The sequence below is a fragment of the Paraburkholderia sp. GAS199 genome (assembly GCF_050436585.1).
In the GTDB taxonomy this organism is placed as follows: domain Bacteria; phylum Pseudomonadota; class Gammaproteobacteria; order Burkholderiales; family Burkholderiaceae; genus Paraburkholderia.
The window spans coordinates 256,391-273,920 of the sequence record NZ_JBNDMM010000001.1 but is presented as its reverse complement, the minus strand read 5'-3'; the positions used below and the strand labels follow the sequence as shown (position 1 = coordinate 273,920).

Below are 17,530 nucleotides of genomic sequence, written 5' to 3'. Positions count from 1 at the left end.
CCGGGGGACTCGTCGGTCGCTAGTGGCCAAGGAAAACGAGCATCAAACGATAAACACGAGGCTATTCATCCTTGTGCCACTGCCATCCACCCCCCAGATTTTTCACGAGGCCGACACTGCCTTGCGTCAGCAATGACTGGCTGTCCTGAAACGCCTGTTCGGCTTGCAACAAGGTGAGTTGCTGCGTCAAAACACTTTGTTCGCTCGCCGTGCCCGCTTTCAATTGAGCCTGTTCGCTGGTGAACAACTGCTGGTTCCGATGCAGGACGTTGTCGTAGGCCTGGGTTTGCTGCTGCAGATGATTGACGGACGACAGACTGTCTTCGACGCTCTGAAAAGCGGTCAGCACCGTACCGCGATAAGTCGCCACGTCCTCGTCGTAAGTTGCGCGCGCTTCGCGTACCGCCGCGCTGCGCGCGCCGCCGTCGAAAATCGTTGCGGCGAGATCGGGGCCGAGCGTCCAGACACGGCTGGGCATCGACAGCAGGTGCGCGAAGGCGTTGTGTTCGAAGCCGCCCTGTGCCGACAGATCGAGTATCGGAAAAAAGGCCGCTTCCGCCGCGCCTATCTTCGCATTGGCAGCGGCGGCAGTGCGCTCCGCGCTGACCACGTCGTAGCGGCGCTCAAGCAGTTGCGACGGTAACGCGAGCGGCACTTGAGGATTGGCGAAGGTGTAAGCGTGTACGACCGGGATGGAGAATCCGGAAGGCGGTACGCCCGTGAGCACCGCTAAGGCGTGTTCATATTGTTCGCGGGAGGTCTCGGTACTCTGCAATTCGGCGATAGCGAGTTCGAGAGTGTCCTGGGCTTCGAGCACATCGTCGTTCGACGCAGTGCCCTGACGATACGCCGTTTGCGTGATGTCCAGAATACGCTGGTCGATAGTTTGTTGCTGCCTGAGCGAGTCGGTGTCCAGATCGGCCTGACGCAGCGCGAAGTAGTCCGTGGCAACGCTTGTGGCGATCGAAAGACGCACACCGGCAAGCTGGGCGTCGCTGGCTTCGGCGCTTGCTCTGGCCGATTCGATCTCGCGCCGTACTTCGCCCCACAAATCCGGCTCCCAGCTTGCAGCGGCTGTCACGCTGACAGACTGGCGCACGCCGGCCACGTTGCCCGTCGTGCTGCTCACGCCCGAGTTAGCGGCGCCCGTGCCGGTGCCGCTACGACTGCCGGAGAGGCCCGCAGTCACGACAGGAAAGAGGCTTGCGCGATTGGCATCCACCGTGGCCTGCGCGAGCCGATACGCCGCCTCTGCCGTGACGATCGACTGATTGGCCTTGAGCGATTGCTCCACCAGTTGCGAGAGTGCGTCGTCCTGGTAGATGCGCCACCATGTACTCGATATCGCCGCCTGAGGATCGACCTGCGCGCGCTGCCAGTCGACGCCTTCCTTGAAAGTCGCCGGAACGGCAATCACCGGTTTCTTGTAGTCCGGTCCCACGGCACATCCGGCCACGCACAGCGCCGTCAATGTCGCTGCGGCGAGTCCGCGCCATGTCGGAAAAGGCGATCGAGCCAGGCTCCCATGTGATAAGGAGTCGGCAAGCTCCAACGGTCTTGTCTTCATTGCTGCACTTCCCTTTTGCGATGCCTGAGATGCTGGTAGGCGCGGTCGAGCCATAGATAGATGACCGGTGTCGTATAAAGCGTGAGCATCTGACTGAAGACGAGACCACCGATGATCGAGATACCGAGCGGCTTGCGGAATTCCGATCCGTAGCCCGATCCGAACACGAGCGGCAAGGCGCCGAGAATGGCCGCGGTGGTCGTCATCATGATCGGCCGGAAACGGATCAGGCAGGCGCGCGTGATCGCTTCTTCAGGCGAGCGGTTGAACTGCCGCTCTTCGGTGATGGCGAAATCGATCATCATGATCGCGTTTTTCTTGACGATGCCGATCAGCAGAATCACACCGACCAGCGCGATGATCGATAACTGCGTGTCGGTCACGAGTAGCGCAATCAATGCGCCAACTCCAGCGGAGGGCAGCGTGGAAAGAATGGTCAGCGGGTGCATGAGGTTTTCGTACAGCATGCCGAGCACGATGTACACCGTCAGCAACGCAGCAACGATCAGAATCGGTTCGCTTTTTACCGATTGCTGGAACACCTGGGCCGTTCCGGCGAAGTTGCCAACGATGCTGGCCGGCATGCGCAATTGGGCGACCGCGTCTTGAACCTGCTGGGTGGCTTCTCCAATCGAGGCACCCGGCGCGAGATTGAACGATGCCGTGACAGCCGGGAAAGTGCCCTGATGGTTGATCGAAATCGCGGTCTTGCCGATTGAAAAATGGGCGATGGCCGAGAGCGGGACCAAGGCACTGCCGGTGGACAGCACGGCGGTCGAGGGCGTCGCGGGACTGCTTCCCGGGTTCGCACTTACGGCCGCGCTTGCCGCTGACGCCGTGGCCGCGGTGGCACTGGCTGAGGTCGCCGCGCTTGCCGTGGTCGACGAGCCGCTGCCGGTCGAACCGCTGCTCGACGTGCTGGGCGCGCCGGCGGGGACATAAATGCCGCTCAATGCCGCAGGATCGGTCCAGTACTCGGGGGCCAGTTCCATCACGACGTGATACTGATTCGTGGACCGATAGATGGTGGACACCTGACGCTGCCCGAATGCGTCATAAAGACCCTGATCGATCGAATCGAAATTCACACCCAGACGCCCCGCCGTATCGCGGTTGACATCGACCGTGGCCTGCATGCTGTTGTCCTGCTGATCGGTATTGAGATCCTGCAGGATCGGCAGCTTGCGTAACTCGGCCACCACTTTCGGAACCCATTTGTCCAGATCGGTCTGCTCGTCTGCGGTGAGGGTGAACTGATATTGCGCGCCGCTCTGTCGTCCGCCGACGGTAATGTCCTGTGCCGATTGCAAATAAAGACGCGCACCGGGAATGTCGCCGAGAGTACGGCGCAATTGCGTGATGACTTCGTCGGCGGTTGCCTTGCGCTCGCCCAATGGCTTCAGTGTCACGAACATCATGGCGCTGTTCACGGCGTTGGAGCCTCCGACGAAGCCACCCACTGCGGCGACATTGGGATTTTTGAGGATCAGTTGATTGATCTTCTGGAATTTCTGCTGCATGGCGTGATACGAAATGCTCTGCGATGCCTGAACCTGACCGGTCAGTCGGCCCGTATCTTCCTGAGGAAAGAACCCTTTGGGAATGACGATGTAGAGCAATACGTTCAGTGCAAGCACGAGAATCGTGACGATGCCCATCAGAACCGGATGCCGGATCACCCAGCCCAATGTGCGATGGTAGAAGCGGTGAAAACGCGAATCCGGGTAGGCGTCTGCGTCTTCTTCTCCGTGTGCGTCGGGATCGGTGCGCAAGGCGATGCTGGAGAGCATCGGTGTGACTGTCAGCGAGATCACCATCGACATGAGAATCGCCACCGACAACGACACCGAAAACTCGCGAAACAGCCGCCCGACGATACCACCCATCAGCAGCAGCGGAATGAACACCGCGATGAGCGAGACGCTGATCGTCAACACGGTAAAGCCCACTTCGCGTGCGCCTGCGAGCGCTGCTTCCATGGGCGGCTCGCCACGCTCCATGTGACGCATGATGTTTTCGACTACCACGATGGCGTCGTCTACGACGAAGCCCGTTGAAATGGTGAGCGCCATCAGCGACAGATTGTTCAGGCTGAAGCCGAGAAAATACATGACACCGAAGGTGCCGAGCAGCGAGAGCGGAACGACGATGGCCGGCACGAGCGTGGTGCGCCAGTTGCGGAAAAACGCGAACGTAACGGCCGTGACGAGCAACACGGAAATCGCCAGCGTGATTTCCACATCGAGGAGCGACGCGCGGATCGTCGTGGTGCGATCCATGAGAATGTTGAGACGGATAGTGGGCAGAATGGACGCTTCGAGAAAGGGCAATGCCGCTTTCACGTTGTCGACTGTGTCGATAACGTTCGCGCCCGGCTCCTTGAACACGATCAACAGCACGGCAGGCTTGCCGTTCGAGAGGCCGTAGTTTTCGAGGTTTTCCACGTCCTGTCGTACATAACCGAGATCGGAAATATGTACGACATCATTGCCGTTTTGCTTGACGATCAGCGGGGCGTAGTCCGGCGAGTTGTACAGCATGTCGTTCGCGCCGATGTTGTACTTCACGGGACCGACCGAGGCCGTGCCTTTCGGCAAGTCCACATTGGCGTTCGCAATGGTCGTGCGCACCTGTTCGAGACTGATGCCGTAGTGATTCAGCCGGTTGGGATTCAACTCGACCCGAACCGCGGGCAATGCTCCGCCGCCGACCGTCACATCGCCTACGCCCGGTGTCTGCAACAGCTTCTGCTGGAGCACCGTGGAAGCCGCATCGTAAAGCTGGCCGCGCGTGGCCGTGTCGGAAGTGAGACTGATGATCAGAATCGGTGCGTCAGCAGGGTTGGCCTTGCGATAGGTCGGATTCCCGTCGAGATTCGCCGGCAAGTTGGTGCGCGCCGCGCTAATGGCGGCCTGCACGTCACGTGCGGCGCCGTCGATATTGCGGTTCAGATCGAACTGCATGGTGATGCGCGTGGCGCCGAGCGAGCTGACCGAGGTCATTTGCGTGATGCCGGAAATCTGTCCGAACTGCCGCTCCAGCGGCGTGGCCACCGAAGTCGCCACCGTATTAGGATCGGCACCGGGCAGCGTGGCGCGCACGTTGATGGTCGGAAAATCGACTTCGGGCAGGGGCGCAACGGGCAGCAACTTGAAAGCCAGTCCGCCGAACAGCGCAATGCCGATCGCGAACAGCGTGGTCGCGACGGGACGTCGGATAAACGGGCCGGAGAGATTCATCGCCCGTTACTCCGCAGCGGCAGGTTTGCGCTTGCTGAAACGCTCCTCTACCCGATGCATGGCCAGATACATGACCGGCGTGGAGAACAGGGTCAGCAACTGGCTAATCACCAAACCGCCGATGATGGCGATGCCGAGCGGGTGCCGCAACTCCGAGCCCATGCCGGTTCCGAATGCGAGGGGCAGGGCGCCGAACAGCGACGCCATCGTGGTCATCAGAATCGGTCGGAATCGCAATTCGGCGGCGCGCCGGATGGCCTCTACGGCCGGCAGGTTTTCATTGCGCTCCAGTTCAAGCGCGAAGTCGATCATCATGATGGCGTTCTTCATCACGATGCCAATCAGCAGCACGATGCCGATCAGGCCGATGATGTCGAACTGCGTCCCGGTGATGACCAGTGCAAGCAATGCGCCGAGTGCGGCCGAGGGCAAGGTCGAGAGAATCGTGACCGGGTGAATGAAGCTCTCGTACAGCACGCCGAGCATCAGATACACGACGATAATCGCCGCGCCCACCAGAAACGCTTCGTTGGACAGGGACGACTGAAATGTTGCGGCCGTGCCTTCGAGCGAGGCTTGCACCGTAATCGGCAGGTGAATCTGTTTCTCTATGTCATCGAGTCGCGAGACGGCGTCGCCCAACGTATAACCAGGCTGAAGATTGAACGAGACGTCGGCATACGGAAACTGCCCCTGCCGGTTGATCGTGACGGGCGCATGCGTGATGCTCATGGTGGCCATGCTCGCGAGCGGCGCCACGCCGCCGGAAGCAGTGTCGACATACAGGCCGGACAGAAGATCGGACAGATTGCCGGACGTCTTGTCGGCGGCCAGAACGACGTGATACTGATTGAGTTGGGTGTAGATGGTCGACACCTGGCGCTGACCGAACGCGTCGTACAGAACATCGTCGATCGCCTGGGGCGTAATGCCGAGACGGGAGGCGGTCGAACGGTCGAAGTTCAATTGCACCTGATTCCCCTGCTGAAGCGCCTGGCTTTGCACATCGGCGAACGCGGGGTCGTGTTGCAGGGCGTCGATCAGCTTGCCGGTCCATTCGGCGAGCAGGGCCGGGTCGGTGGCTTGCAGACCGACACGATAGCTGGTGGTCGAGATCGTGTCGTCGAGCGTGAGATCCTGTACAGGATGCAGGAACAGATGCATGCCCGCGAGGCTGCCCGTGGCGTTCGACAGGCGCCGGATCACTGCCGCGCTGCTGTCGCGATCGCCCTTGTCTTTGAGGTTGATCAGCACCGTACCCTGGTTGAGCGTTGGGCTCGTCTGGTTGATCCCAACGAACGAAGATAGACTCGCCACCGCTGGATCTTTCAGCAGTTGGCCAACCAGTTGCTGCTGCTTTTGCGCCATGTACGAGAAGGAGATCGTGGGCGCGGCTTGCGATATTCCCTCGATCAAGCCGGTATCCTGCTCGGGGAAAAAGCCCTTCGGCATCAGGATCAGAATGACGAACGTCAGCGCAGCTGTGAGCGCCACGGAAATCAATGTCAGTCCGCGGTGTTCGAGAACCCAGCCAAGCCCCTGCACGTAGCGCCGGTTCACGCGATCGAAGAAATCGGAGCGGTGTTCCTCCTCGTGTTCCTTGAACATGCGCGAACACATCATCGGCGTAAGCGTGAGGGAAACGAGCGCTGAAATGACGATGGCAATCGCGAGAGTCAGCGCGAACTCGCGGAACAGGCGCCCGACCACGTCACCCATGAAGAGCAGTGGGATCATCACGGCGATCAGCGAAACCGACAGGGAAATGATCGTGAAGCCGATCTGCTTCGAGCCTTTGAGCGCCGCTTCGAAAGGTTTGTCGCCGGCTTCGATATAACGTGTGATGTTTTCGATCATGACGATCGCGTCGTCCACCACGAAGCCCGTGGCGATGGTCAGCGACATCAACGTCAGGTTGTTCAGCGAAAAGTCGAGGCCATAAGCCACCGCCAGCGTGCCGATCAACGAAAGGGGCACGGTCACGGCGGGAATGATCGTCGCGGCCACCTTGCGCAGAAAGATGAAGATGACCATGACCACCAGCGCCACGGCAACCAGAAGCTCGTATTCGACATCGGTGACCGAGGCGCGGATGGTCTGGGTGCGATCGGTCAGCACGGCGACTTTCAAGGTGGCGGGCAGGCTCGCTTGCAACTGCGGCAGGAGCTTCTGCACACGGTCTACCACGTCGATCACGTTGGCACCGGGCTGCCGCTGAATGTTCAGTACGATAGACGGCGTGGTGTTCGTCCAGGCGGCCTGATGAATGTCTTCGGCGGCATCGACTGATTTTGCAATCTGTGCGAGCCGGATCGGTGCGCCGTTTTTATAGGCGAGAATCACATTCGGGTAGTCGTCGGCGGACTGCAACTGGTCGTTGGCGCCGATCGAATACGCCTGATATTTGCCGTCGAGATTGCCTTTCGCCTGATTGACGTTGGCATTGGCAATGGTCGTGCGCACGTCGTCGAGCGAAAGGCCGAGCGAATTGAGCGCGCCGGAATTGGCTTCGATGCGAACGGCCGGACGCTGGCCGCCGCTGATGGTGACGAGCCCGACACCGGTAATCTGGGAGATTTTCTGCGCAAGCCGTGTGTCCGCGAGATCCTCGATTTTCGTGAGCGGCAGTACATCCGAAGTCAGCGACAGCGTGACAACCGGCGCGTCGGCCGGATTGACCTTGCTGTAGACCGGCGGATAGGGAAGGTTGGTGGGCAGGTAGCTCGCCGACGCATTGATAGCGGCCTGCACTTCCTGTTCGGCCACATCGAGCGAGAGCGACAGGTCGAACTGAAGCGTGATGACGGACACGCCGTTCGAACTCGTCGAGTTCATCGTTTTGAGACCCGCCATTTCGCCGAGCTGAACTTCGAGTGGCGCGGTGATCGAAGAACTCACGACGTCAGGGCTGGCGCCCGGATATTGCGTGTAGACCTGGATCGTCGGATAGTCGACTTCCGGCAGTGCCGAGACGGGCAGCAGGTGATAGCCGAGCAGGCCGGCGAGCAGCACGGCGACCATCAGCAACGAGGTCGCGATGGGCCGCTCGATGAAAGGGCGCGAAATATTCATCGGGGGCGTCCGGTCAATTGGACGCAGTGGTGGCCGAGGCTCCCGACGCCGCCGAGGCCGGGGCGCTCGCAGCAGCAGTCGAAGCACCGGCCGGCGCCGAAGCAACGACCCGTATCACCGAGCCATTGTCCAGTTTGTCCGCGCCATCGGTGACGACCTGCTCGCCGGCCTTGACGCCGCCGTCGAGAATCGCCGTGTCATCACCGCTGACCGGGCCGGCCTTCACATTGCGCAGCGCGACTTTGTTGCCGGCCGTGACGACGAATACGAAATCGCCTTGCGTACCGTGCTGGATCGCGGCCGTGGGAATCACCGGGATTTGCGTCAGCGTATCCGCCTGCATGCGGGCGTTCACGAACTGATTTGGAAAGAGCGCGGAGCCCGACTGCGGAAATTCGGCCTTCACCTTGATCGTGCCGGTGGACGTATCGACCTGGTTATCGACGGCCAGCAGCGTGCCTTGCGCAAGCAGCGTTTTCTTGTCGCGGTCGTAAGCGAGAACAGCCACCGTGCCACGCGACATCGCCTTGTGAATCTGGCCGAGATAATCTTCGGGTACGGCGTACACCACGGTCGCGGGTTGCAGCTGCGTGATCACTGCCACGCCCGTCGTGCTGGTCGTCGTCACGTAATTGCCCGGATCGACGAGACGCAAACCCACCACGCCGTCCACCGGGGACGTAATCGTGCAGTAGCCGACCTGTACCTGCAGGTTCTGCACGCTACCGCTATCCGCCGTCACCGTGCCCTGATCTTCGTTGACGGTTGCCAGTTGCGTATCCAGTGTCTGCTGCGTGATCGAGCCCACCTTGATCAGCTGGCGATAACGTTGCAGGTCGAGTTGCGCGTTGACGAGCGCTGCTTTGTCATGCGCCAGCGTGCCTTGTGCCTGGACCAGCTGAGCCTGCAATGCGCGCGAATCGATGTGCGCAATGACCTGGCCGCGGTGGACGAACTGCCCTTCCTTGAAGTCCACCGAATCGAGAATGCCGTTCACCTGACTGATGACCGTTACCGTGCGGGTCGGCGTCACCGTGCCGAGCGAATCGATATAGACGGGGACATTGGACAGCTTCGTCGCCACCGTGGAGACCGGCGTGCCGCGTGGTGCGGCGGCAGGTTTCCGGCTGGCGTGGTGGATGACAAAAAACCAGACGCCGGCCACGATCAGCAGCGCGATCACGATGAGCGCGGTCCAATTCAGATGCTTCCTTGTCATGCAGGCCTCGTCGGGGAGAGCGGAAAAAGTGCCGCCATCGGGAGAGAGGCTGCCCACTCCTTTCTGCAACGACTATGCCAGTCGATGGTGTCCGCTGGAGCGGACTCGCGGCGGATAGCGTCGGGGAAGGTGTCGTGATTTGCGACAATGGCCGTCACAAATCACGACAGAAGCGCGCCGCGAAGTGTGCGCTGCCGGGCGCTTTAGACGAATCGCGCCGATGACGCTGAACCTGGCATACCATTCGCATCAGCGTGCTACTCGTATCCTTTCCTGATCTTTCTGGAACCCCATGCTTCGATCGTTGCGCGGCCGTCTTGTCCTGCTGCTCCTGTTGCTGGTCGTTGCCGCAGCAGCGACTGCCATGCTGATGATCGGCTTGTTCCATCAGTCGGCGGCGGCACGTGTCGGTCAGGCGGCCGCAGAAAATAGCCGGGCTTGCGAAGCCATCGTGACGGCGTACCGGCAATACGCGAGCGGCGGCGACAGGTCGCAACTGGCTGGCGACGACACGGACGTACGCAAGCGGCTCGTCACGCTGGTGCAGTCGGCGCTACAGAACCGGCCGGGCGTGCAGGGAGGGATTTGGCAGCGTGACGTCGGCTCGGTGGCTTTCGCTTTTCCAACCTACGACGGCCCGGCAGCGCGTCTCGAGCCGCCGGGCGGAGAACTGCCGCGCATTCGGGATATCAATGTCAGCGCGTTGAATGCGGAGCGGCCTGCCAGCGGCCGGTACGATGCGCGGTCGCAAACATTGCTGATCGCGGCCTGCCCGCTGCCCGGCCCGATTCCGCATTTAACCGCGTGGACCATGACGTGGACGTTTATGTTTGCCGGTCGCAGCTATCTGCAACTGATGGCCGGGCAAGCGGTGCTGCTCGTCACGGTGCTGCTCGCCGCGGCGCTGTTGATCCATCTGACCATGACATGGTCGAGGCATGTATCGCAGATCGAGTCGGCGCTCAATGCCTATGATGTAGCCGATCTGCCGGTCTTGCCGCCCACTCGCGAGCGCGAACTCGATCGTATCGTGCTGGCACTCAACGACGCCGGCCGGCGTCTGTCGGCGGCGCGTCAGCGTGGCGACGAACTGGCGCGCCAGATGGCGACGGCCGAGCGGCTGGCGGCGATCGGCCGCGTGGCGGCGGGCGTGGCACATGAAATCCGCAATCCGATCGCGGCAATGCGTCTGAAAGCGGAAAGTGCGGTAGCCGGTGGACCCGAGCGGCAGCCACAGGCGCTGCAGGTCATTCTCGGCGAGATCGAAAGGCTGGATACGCTGGTGCGGCGCTTACTGAGCATTACGGAACACGACACGCCCAAGCGTGAGCAGGTCGAGGTGCGCTCGTTCTTGCAGGCCTGCGTGGCGCAGCACGTCGAGCGCGCTGCGGCGCGCGGAGTGACACTCGCCTGTGCCGCCGACGCGCAACTGGCCCGATTCGACCCGGATCAATTAAAAAGGGCGCTCGACAACCTGATTCTGAACGCGCTCAACGCGGCGCCCGCCGATAGCCGGATCGAGGTGGTCGCGATCGGTCGTCCGGAGGCGCTGGTTCTGTCGGTGCGCGATCAGGGTGCGGGGCCGCCTCACGATATTGCCGATCATCTGTTTGAACCGTTTGTCACCGGGCGCCCGGACGGCACGGGATTGGGATTGTCGATCGTACGTGAAGTGGCAGAAGCGCACGGTGGCGCTGTGCGTTATGTGATAACAGAGAAGGGCACCAGTTTTGAAATTACCTTGCCATGGCTAACATCCTGATCGTCGACGACGACGCCACCATGCGTGAAGCGCTCGCCGAGGTGGTGGGTGACCTCGGTCATACCGCGCGTATGGCTGCGGACGGCGCGCTTGCGCTGGAATTGCTCGAACGCGAGCACATCAACGCGGTTTTCCTCGACCTGCGCATGCCCGGCATGGATGGACTGGAGGTTCTGCGGCGCCTGCGCGAACGCGGCCACGCTCCGGCCGTGACCGTGCTGACCGCGCATGCCACCGCGTCGAACACCATCGAGGCCATGCGTCTCGGTGCTTTCGACCACCTGACAAAACCCATCGGTCGCAACGACCTGGCGCAGGTGCTGCAGCGCATGCTTGCGGGTGTCGTCGAGTCTCGCAAACGGATCGTCGAGCCGCCGTCAGAGTCGTTGATCGGGTCGAGCGAGGCGATGCGTTCAGTGCAAAAGACGATTGGCGTACTCGCCGACAGCGACGCCAATGTGCTGATCACGGGTGAGACCGGCACGGGCAAGGAGGTCGTTGCGCGAGCGATTCACGAGCATGGACACAGAAAGCGCGGTCCGTTCGTGGCTGTGAATTGCGCCGCGATTCCCATGGATCTGCTCGAAAGCGAACTGTTCGGTCACGCGCGCGGCGCATTCACCGGCGCGAGCGCGGACCGCGAAGGCGCATTCCGGCAAGCCGAAGGCGGATCGTTATTTCTCGACGAAATCGGCGACATGGACCTTGCCATGCAGGGAAAAATACTGCGTGCCTTGCAGGAGCGTGTTGTGACGCCGGTTGGCGGCAAGCCGACTGCGGTCGACGTGCGCGTGATTGCGGCAACTCACCGGGATCTGATTCGCGCCGTGGCAGACGGGACGTTCCGCGAAGACCTGTTCTATCGCCTGCATGTCATACCGATTCATCTGCCGCCGCTCTCGGAGCGGATTGCGGATATCGTCCCGCTCGCGGAATATTTTCTGACGTGTGCGAAAGCGGGCAAGCGTCTGTCGACAGAGGCGGCGGCTTATCTGATTCGATATCGCTGGCCGGGCAACGTTCGCGAACTCAAGAACGCAATGGACCGTGTGGCGGTGATGGTGCGCGGCGAGTACATCGACGCGGCTGATTTTTCTTTCCTCAAGACTTCACCGTCGACGCACGCCGCAGCCTCATTCGATTGGCCGGAAGAGGACCTGCCCTCGGCCATCGCGCGACTGGAGGAAATGCTGATTCGCCGGGCGCTCAGGTCGAGCGGCAACAATCGGGCGGACGCCGCTCGACGGCTCAACGTGAACCGTCAGTTGCTTTACGCGAAATTGCGGCGCTATGGGATTGCGTCGGGGGAAGAGGAATAGAGTGGGCGACTCTGCAGGGGAGAGGTTTTAGTTTAGGTTGAAGCGCGGCGCGTTGCAGTTATTCGCCTTGTGGCGCACGCGAACGTTGGCGTCAAGGAACGGCGAACGGGCCTTGACGAACTACACGGGCCGGTCGGCATTCTGACAATTTCCCTGTCGCCAACTCCCGCAACAAAGTAGCCACCGCAATTCGGAGGAGAGCAATTCGACGCCCGTGAAAGCGAGCCAGCTCAATTAGTCGGCTCGCAAAAAGACACTCTGTTGCGCAACGAATCACCCGCTAAAGCCGGATCCTGGCCAGCTGGCAAGGTGACCGAAACTGACTTATGCTCCACGGTGCTCTTCGGCTTCAATTCTGGCCAATGCGTCTCTTTCCATGTCGCGATCCAGTCGAGTTTGCCGACGCTCGCGCCCGGCACAAAGCGCAACCTCAAAGAGCCGTCGAAATCTTCGCTGCAGTGTGGGGAGTGACGGTAGTCGTTCTCGGAAAAACACGCACGAATCGACTTGTTGCAACTGAATGGCAACTTCTCGACACGCGTGGCCCCGGCGTGACCACCGTTTGGTGCTAATTCCACGAAGTCGGCATTTTCCCAGCCGCCTCCGCCGCCCGAATAGCTCTCCGACCAACCGGCCAGCACCGCGACCGCATATCGATCGCTTCCGAGCGGGTACAGGGCCGGATAAAGAGCCAGTGGTGGTGCCTCGCCATCGCCAGTTTCACGGTCTTTCGGCTGGTAGTCCGAAAAGTCCCATTTCTGCAGGATTTTCCAGGCAGTGCCAGACACAAGACTCATCTTTAGTAGCGTTGGGCCTGGCAGGATCGCGTAGTAGTTGCTCGACGTGTCACCTTTGAGCCGATATAGCGTCGGCATCTTGCCTGCATCGTCTTGCGGGCCTGACGCGCTGCACGAGGTCGCGGCTAGTTGGCAAACTTTTTGTGCCCAGCCATGATCGGGCAAGCTGCTCTTCGTGACTTCGATGAAGGGCACTGCATGGGCTTCGGTCGCAGACTCTGTGGCGCCGACGGAGGCGACCGATAGCAACGCGGCTGCAATTGCAAGTGTGTTGAAAATAGCTGATCGCAAGCCGGTGCTCAATTGACGGTTTCCTTCATGGACGTGCTCTTGATTAAGTGAGCGGAAAGCCGGATTGTCGTCGATTCCCACTGAACTGTCGAACGAGCGCTTCCGGAAATGAGCGGACGATTAACGCGAAAGCCGGTTGTGAACAATTCCTGCCTGCTGTTGAAAAACCTCGTTCGTCAGCCACCCTCGGGGAAGCCGCCTTCAGCGTCTATTTCAAGTGGCGAAGATGAGCTGTCGAGCGAGGGCTCCTCAGTCAGTAAGGCGACGGCTGATTGCGAATCACGACGAGGCTGACAATTTTGCCCTCGCGGACGCTGAAATAGTTCGACAGAATAAGCTCGCCGGACGGAAGTCTGGATTTATCGAAATCCCCGTCATACGTGGCTCTAACGATGATATCCCCGTAGTGATTGGCAATTTCGCGTACGTCGAGAGTCACCTTGTCCCCGACAATTTCCTTTTCTACCCACCGTTTAATTGCGTCGACGCCCCGAATCTCGCGGTGGTTGTCGTTGACATAGGCATCCGGTGAAAACGTCGCGACGGTCGCCTCGGTGTCGAACGCATTGATGGCTTCGATGTGGTCGGCAACGACGCCGCTTAGCAGGTTTGTCATGTCGAGTTGCTCCTGTTGATCATGGGCTTCTGGCCCGGAGCGACTATCCTGGAGGGTCCGGTGACGTGAGAGTCAATACCTTCTTGTGGGTTGACTCTCCCCCTACGGGAGAGTGCACAATGGGCGCATGCAACTCTCCCTCGGAATCGGCGATTTCGCGCGCGCTACGCATTTGAGCGTTAAGACGCTGCGCCACTATCATGAGACGGGCGTGCTCGTGCCGGTCGAAGTCGATGCGCAGACCGGCTACCGGCGATACGGACCTGACCAGATCGCCACCGCTCAAGTGATACGCCGTTTTCGGGCGCTCGATATGCCGCTGGAGGACATTCGCGCGGTATTGGGTGCGCAAGACATCGAGGCCCGTAGCGAACTCATCTCGGCACATCTCGAACGCCTCGAAAGCGAGCTCGCGCGTACCCAGAGTGCAGTCGCTTCCCTGCGAGGTTTGCTGCAGCCTGCTGCGCGAATGTCCGCGAGCATCGAACAGCGTACCGTCGACGCTGCCATGGCGGCTTCGATCACCCAGATTGTCGATATCAAGGACGCACTGCTTTGGTTTCAAGGTGCTATTGCAGAGCTTTATGCCACGCTTGCTGCACAGCAGGTGCCGGTTACAGGGTCAGCAGGAGGCATTTACTCGAACGCTTTGTTCCTGGATGCACGCGGCGAAGCCACCATCTTCGTGCCGTGTGCCGCACTGGTGCGCTCGATGGGGCGCGTACAGCCGCTTGTGGTGCCTCAAGTCGAATTGGCCACCATCATCCATGCGGGGGCGCATACCGACATCGACCTCGCTTACGGTGCATTGGCTTCGTACGTGACGCAACATGCGCTGGCAATCGATGCGCCAATCCGCGAGTACTATCTCGTGGGAGCACGCGAGACGGCTGACGCGACGCTCTGGCGGACCGAAATCGGATGGCCCATTTTTCAGACGGTTGTGTAGCGCAAAGGCGATCAGGCGGTGTCGTTTGCCGGCGAGTCGGCCAATGCGAGACATATCACGAGCGCCCACGTTCAGCGAATATCGGTTGTGTGGCGACCGCCCGGTTGCTGCATAGCTGTCGCCGGGCGCCAAAGCCTCGATTCACGTTTTCCAGTCAGCAGTTACGCGGGCCGCTGGTCGAAATCCTGACGTGCCTTCTCGATAGCATCAAGGTTCTTGGCAGCCCAGACCCAGACTCCGCAGAACGCTGCGCCCAATGTGATTCCAAGGTCTGTGAGTTTGTATTCGACTTTCGGCGGTACGACCGGATAGACCGTGCGTATCACCAGACCATCACGCTCCATTGCGCGCAAAGTCTGGGTGAGCATTTTTTGACTGATGCCCTCAACCAGTTTGCCAAGAAAGCTGAAACGCAACGGCGACTTCTCGGCGAGTACGTCGAGGATCAACATCGTCCATTTGTCGGCGACGCGACCGATTAGATCTCTGACCAATGAAGCGATTCGAGGGTCGAGATCGATGGGCGGCGTCAGGCTTGCGTAGTATTGCGCGGCAGCAATCTGTTCCTTCGTGAACGCGGGGACGTTGCCCATCTTTACACTCTCTTTTTGGTAAGTATAAAACTTTCAGGTGCCTTCTTCCTTTCGGAGAGTATGCCAGTCAAACTGCTCCCACGCTTAACAGGACAGGGGAGTGGCATGATGAAGATGACCGGAAGAACCGTGCTGATTACGGGCGGCACAAGTGGGATTGGCATGGAGCTGGCGCGACAGCTCATCTCTCGGGGTAATACTGTGATAGTCACTGGTCGCGACATCGTCAGGCTGAACGCGGCACGGCAAGCTGTTGCCGGACTTCATGTGTTTCAAAGCGACGTGAGCGATCCGACGAGTATCGAATCGCTGTACAAGCTCGTATCGAGCCAGTTTCCCGCATTGAATACGCTGGTGAACAACGCGGGAACGATGCGCAATGTCAAACTGGATCGGCAGCGTCGATTGAGTGACCTGACCGCTGAAGTAGACGGAAATCTGAAGGGGCCCATGTGGATGGTTCAGACTTTTGTGCCGTTGCTCTTAAGGCAGAAAAACAGTTTGATTGTGAATGTGTCGTCGGGTCTGGCGTTCATTCCTTTTCCCGCGGCTCCGATATATAGCGCATCGAAGGCCGCGCTTCATGCTTACACGCAGTGTCTGAGAGCGCAATTGGCCGGCACCGGTGTTTCGGTCGTCGAGCTGGCTCCGCCAGGAATCGAAACCCCATTATTTCGAGGCGAATTTGCCGAGGAAATGAAAGGGGAAAAGGGCATGAATGTCAGCGTGCTGGTAAAGCGTGCTATTGCAGGAATTGAAGCCGGGAAAGCGGAGATACGCCCAGGCTTGAGCAACATATTGAAAATCGCCAGCCGCGTTGCGCCGCACTTCATGTTCCGGCAGATGGTCAAACTCGGCCACCCGAAACCGGCGAAGGCCTGAAACGAATCATTCAGCAGTCGAGGTTGATCGCTTCCGTATGGCGCTCGGATGGTAGGGCTTATAGATTTGCGCTGCGGAAAGGTGTCGTTGCCGCTCAATGGTCGGTTTCCAGCGAGTGGACTTCCGGCGGCACTGCATCGACACAGCTATGAACGGTCATAATGTGGGCCGCGGTGAATGACCGCGTCAACCTTGTAACGGGTAAGACACATGACAGACCGCGAATTGATCATCCCGTCGGAGATGCAACGTATCGTCGAGCGCGCCGGCTACGTACCGGCAGTGAAGGTAGGTGCCACGGTTTTCTGCGCTGGGCAGGTCGGACGTACCGTTGACCTCGAAGTGATCGCCGATCCCGAGGCACAATTCCTAGCGTGCTGGGAAAATCTGCGCCTGGTTCTGGAAGCGGCCGGGTGCACTTTTGACGACGTTGTCGATATGACGACATACCACGTGCAGATGAGCGCTCACATGCCCGTATTTCGCGAGGTGAAGAATCGGGTTTTTCCACGCGGCACGTGTGCGTGGACGTCGATAGGTGTGTCCGAACTCGCACACCCAGGCTTGCTGGTCGAGATCAAGTGCGTAGCAGTGAAGCGAGACGCGGCGACGTCGGGACCGCCCGTTAGCGGCCGATAATCTGCCGCTAGCGGAAAGCCGAAAGACGCGCTCAACGGGTCGAGAGTACGCGCGACAGACTGGCCGCTTTCAGCGATAAATATTAAAGAATTGACTGATGCATCCCGACCTTGAAGGGTCGTTTCTGGTATCGCAGTAGACGACGCGCGCGAAATGGCTGAGCAAACGGAGGTCTGATAGGGAATGGCGGGCGAGCGGTCGATTGCCGGCCACGTGCGGCCACTCATCTATGATCTCGTACTGACAGTGGGGAATCGCTTTAATCTGTTGTAGCGGTCATCAGGCGATCCGCTCGACGGAACCAACCGCGCTCGCTTTATATTTAGAAAAAATTCGCCAAACCGATCGGGTTCCAGTAAGAAAACAGACGACATGAAGAGACGATCCCTTCTAAAGGGTGTTGCAGGGACGCATTCTGAATCGTCTGGCAGACCTCGCCGATCAAGGGCACCTCCGATCCACGCTGACTCAACGGCTGTCACCGATAAACGCGGCCAATCTGAAACGCGCGCATGCCATGGTCGAGAGCGCATCGATGCGAGGCAAGGTCGTCCTGGAAGGATGGAACTGAAACGCTGGAACACG

At 59.9% G+C, this 17,530-nt stretch carries 13 protein-coding genes; 6 read left to right on the top strand and 7 right to left on the bottom strand.

Features of this window, described 5'->3' with window-relative positions; translation table 11 throughout:
• Window positions 1-61: 61 nt before the first annotated feature.
• From P3T18_RS01130 to P3T18_RS01115, 4 genes are read right to left on the bottom strand one after another with little or no spacing between them, the layout of a single operon-like run.
• Entirely contained in the window at window positions 62-1,567 is a 1,506-nt protein-coding gene (locus P3T18_RS01130) for an efflux transporter outer membrane subunit (protein WP_429298068.1), read from the bottom strand.
• Window positions 1,564-4,806, bottom strand: a complete 3,243-nt coding sequence (locus tag P3T18_RS01125; RefSeq protein WP_429298067.1) for an efflux RND transporter permease subunit — start codon at window positions 4,804-4,806, stop codon at window positions 1,564-1,566. Before P3T18_RS01125 ends, P3T18_RS01130 begins: the two co-directional genes overlap by 4 nt.
• 6 nt (window positions 4,807-4,812) lie before the next feature.
• Window positions 4,813-7,878 carry an efflux RND transporter permease subunit gene (locus tag P3T18_RS01120; RefSeq protein WP_429298066.1) on the bottom strand — a complete coding sequence of 1,022 codons (3,066 nt, stop codon included), beginning with the start codon at window positions 7,876-7,878 and terminating at the stop codon, window positions 4,813-4,815.
• 13 nt (window positions 7,879-7,891) lie between these two features.
• Window positions 7,892-9,097: an efflux RND transporter periplasmic adaptor subunit gene (locus P3T18_RS01115; RefSeq protein ID WP_429298065.1), complete on the bottom strand. Its 1,206-nt coding sequence runs from the start codon at window positions 9,095-9,097 to the stop codon at window positions 7,892-7,894.
• Window positions 9,098-9,389: 292 nt separating this feature from the next.
• On the opposite strand from P3T18_RS01115, the gene P3T18_RS01110 reads away from it, so the two are divergent.
• Both P3T18_RS01110 and P3T18_RS01105 read left to right on the top strand, forming a co-directional pair.
• The gene (locus tag P3T18_RS01110) at window positions 9,390-10,859 is read left to right on the top strand and encodes a sensor histidine kinase (protein WP_429298064.1); all 1,470 of its coding nucleotides are present in this window, start codon (window positions 9,390-9,392) and stop codon (window positions 10,857-10,859) included.
• A complete protein-coding gene (locus tag P3T18_RS01105) occupies window positions 10,844-12,178 on the top strand; it encodes a sigma-54-dependent transcriptional regulator (RefSeq protein ID WP_429298063.1) in 1,335 nt (444 codons plus the stop codon). The genes P3T18_RS01110 and P3T18_RS01105 overlap by 16 nt, the downstream gene beginning before the upstream one ends.
• A gap of 230 nt (window positions 12,179-12,408) precedes the next feature.
• On the opposite strand, the gene P3T18_RS01100 is transcribed toward P3T18_RS01105, so the two are convergent.
• Complete coding sequence (locus P3T18_RS01100) at window positions 12,409-13,347, bottom strand: hypothetical protein (protein WP_429298062.1); 939 nt, start codon at window positions 13,345-13,347, stop codon at window positions 12,409-12,411.
• 172 nt (window positions 13,348-13,519) lie between these two features.
• A complete protein-coding gene (locus P3T18_RS01095; RefSeq protein ID WP_429298061.1) occupies window positions 13,520-13,882 on the bottom strand; it encodes a nuclear transport factor 2 family protein in 363 nt (120 codons plus the stop codon).
• A 127-nt stretch (window positions 13,883-14,009) separates the two neighbouring features.
• On the opposite strand from P3T18_RS01095, the gene P3T18_RS01090 reads away from it, so the two are divergent.
• Window positions 14,010-14,831: a MerR family transcriptional regulator gene (locus P3T18_RS01090; RefSeq protein WP_429298060.1), complete on the top strand. Its 822-nt coding sequence runs from the start codon at window positions 14,010-14,012 to the stop codon at window positions 14,829-14,831.
• A gap of 161 nt (window positions 14,832-14,992) precedes the next feature.
• Here P3T18_RS01090 and P3T18_RS01085 read toward each other — a convergent pair whose 3' ends face one another.
• Window positions 14,993-15,424, bottom strand: a complete 432-nt coding sequence (locus P3T18_RS01085; RefSeq protein WP_429298059.1) for a winged helix-turn-helix transcriptional regulator — start codon at window positions 15,422-15,424, stop codon at window positions 14,993-14,995.
• Window positions 15,425-15,529: 105 nt separating this feature from the next.
• Here P3T18_RS01085 and P3T18_RS01080 point away from each other — a divergent pair, with 105 nt between their 5' ends.
• The 3 genes from P3T18_RS01080 (at window position 15,530) to P3T18_RS01070 (ending at window position 17,516) form a co-directional block, all read left to right on the top strand.
• Window positions 15,530-16,306, top strand: coding sequence for an SDR family oxidoreductase (locus tag P3T18_RS01080; protein WP_429298058.1), 777 nt, complete (start codon window positions 15,530-15,532; stop codon window positions 16,304-16,306).
• Window positions 16,307-16,516: 210 nt separating this feature from the next.
• Entirely contained in the window at window positions 16,517-16,945 is a 429-nt protein-coding gene (locus P3T18_RS01075; protein WP_429298057.1) for a RidA family protein, read from the top strand.
• A gap of 397 nt (window positions 16,946-17,342) precedes the next feature.
• Entirely contained in the window at window positions 17,343-17,516 is a 174-nt protein-coding gene (locus P3T18_RS01070; RefSeq protein ID WP_429298056.1) for a zinc-binding dehydrogenase, read from the top strand.
• The last annotated feature ends 14 nt before the right edge of the window (window positions 17,517-17,530 follow it).

Coding starts and splice junctions, on each gene's coding strand:
- P3T18_RS01130 (WP_429298068.1), bottom strand. CDS start 1,567: ATGAAGACAAGACCGTTGGAGCTTGCCGACTCCTTATCACATGGGAGC.
- P3T18_RS01125 (WP_429298067.1), bottom strand. CDS start 4,806: ATGAATCTCTCCGGCCCGTTTATCCGACGTCCCGTCGCGACCACGCTG.
- P3T18_RS01120 (WP_429298066.1), bottom strand. CDS start 7,878: ATGAATATTTCGCGCCCTTTCATCGAGCGGCCCATCGCGACCTCGTTG.
- P3T18_RS01115 (WP_429298065.1), bottom strand. CDS start 9,097: ATGACAAGGAAGCATCTGAATTGGACCGCGCTCATCGTGATCGCGCTG.
- P3T18_RS01110 (WP_429298064.1), top strand. CDS start 9,390: ATGCTTCGATCGTTGCGCGGCCGTCTTGTCCTGCTGCTCCTGTTGCTG.
- P3T18_RS01105 (WP_429298063.1), top strand. CDS start 10,844: ATGGCTAACATCCTGATCGTCGACGACGACGCCACCATGCGTGAAGCG.
- P3T18_RS01095 (WP_429298061.1), bottom strand. CDS start 13,882: ATGACAAACCTGCTAAGCGGCGTCGTTGCCGACCACATCGAAGCCATC.
- P3T18_RS01090 (WP_429298060.1), top strand. CDS start 14,010: ATGCAACTCTCCCTCGGAATCGGCGATTTCGCGCGCGCTACGCATTTG.
- P3T18_RS01085 (WP_429298059.1), bottom strand. CDS start 15,424: ATGGGCAACGTCCCCGCGTTCACGAAGGAACAGATTGCTGCCGCGCAA.
- P3T18_RS01080 (WP_429298058.1), top strand. CDS start 15,530: ATGATGAAGATGACCGGAAGAACCGTGCTGATTACGGGCGGCACAAGT.
- P3T18_RS01075 (WP_429298057.1), top strand. CDS start 16,517: ATGACAGACCGCGAATTGATCATCCCGTCGGAGATGCAACGTATCGTC.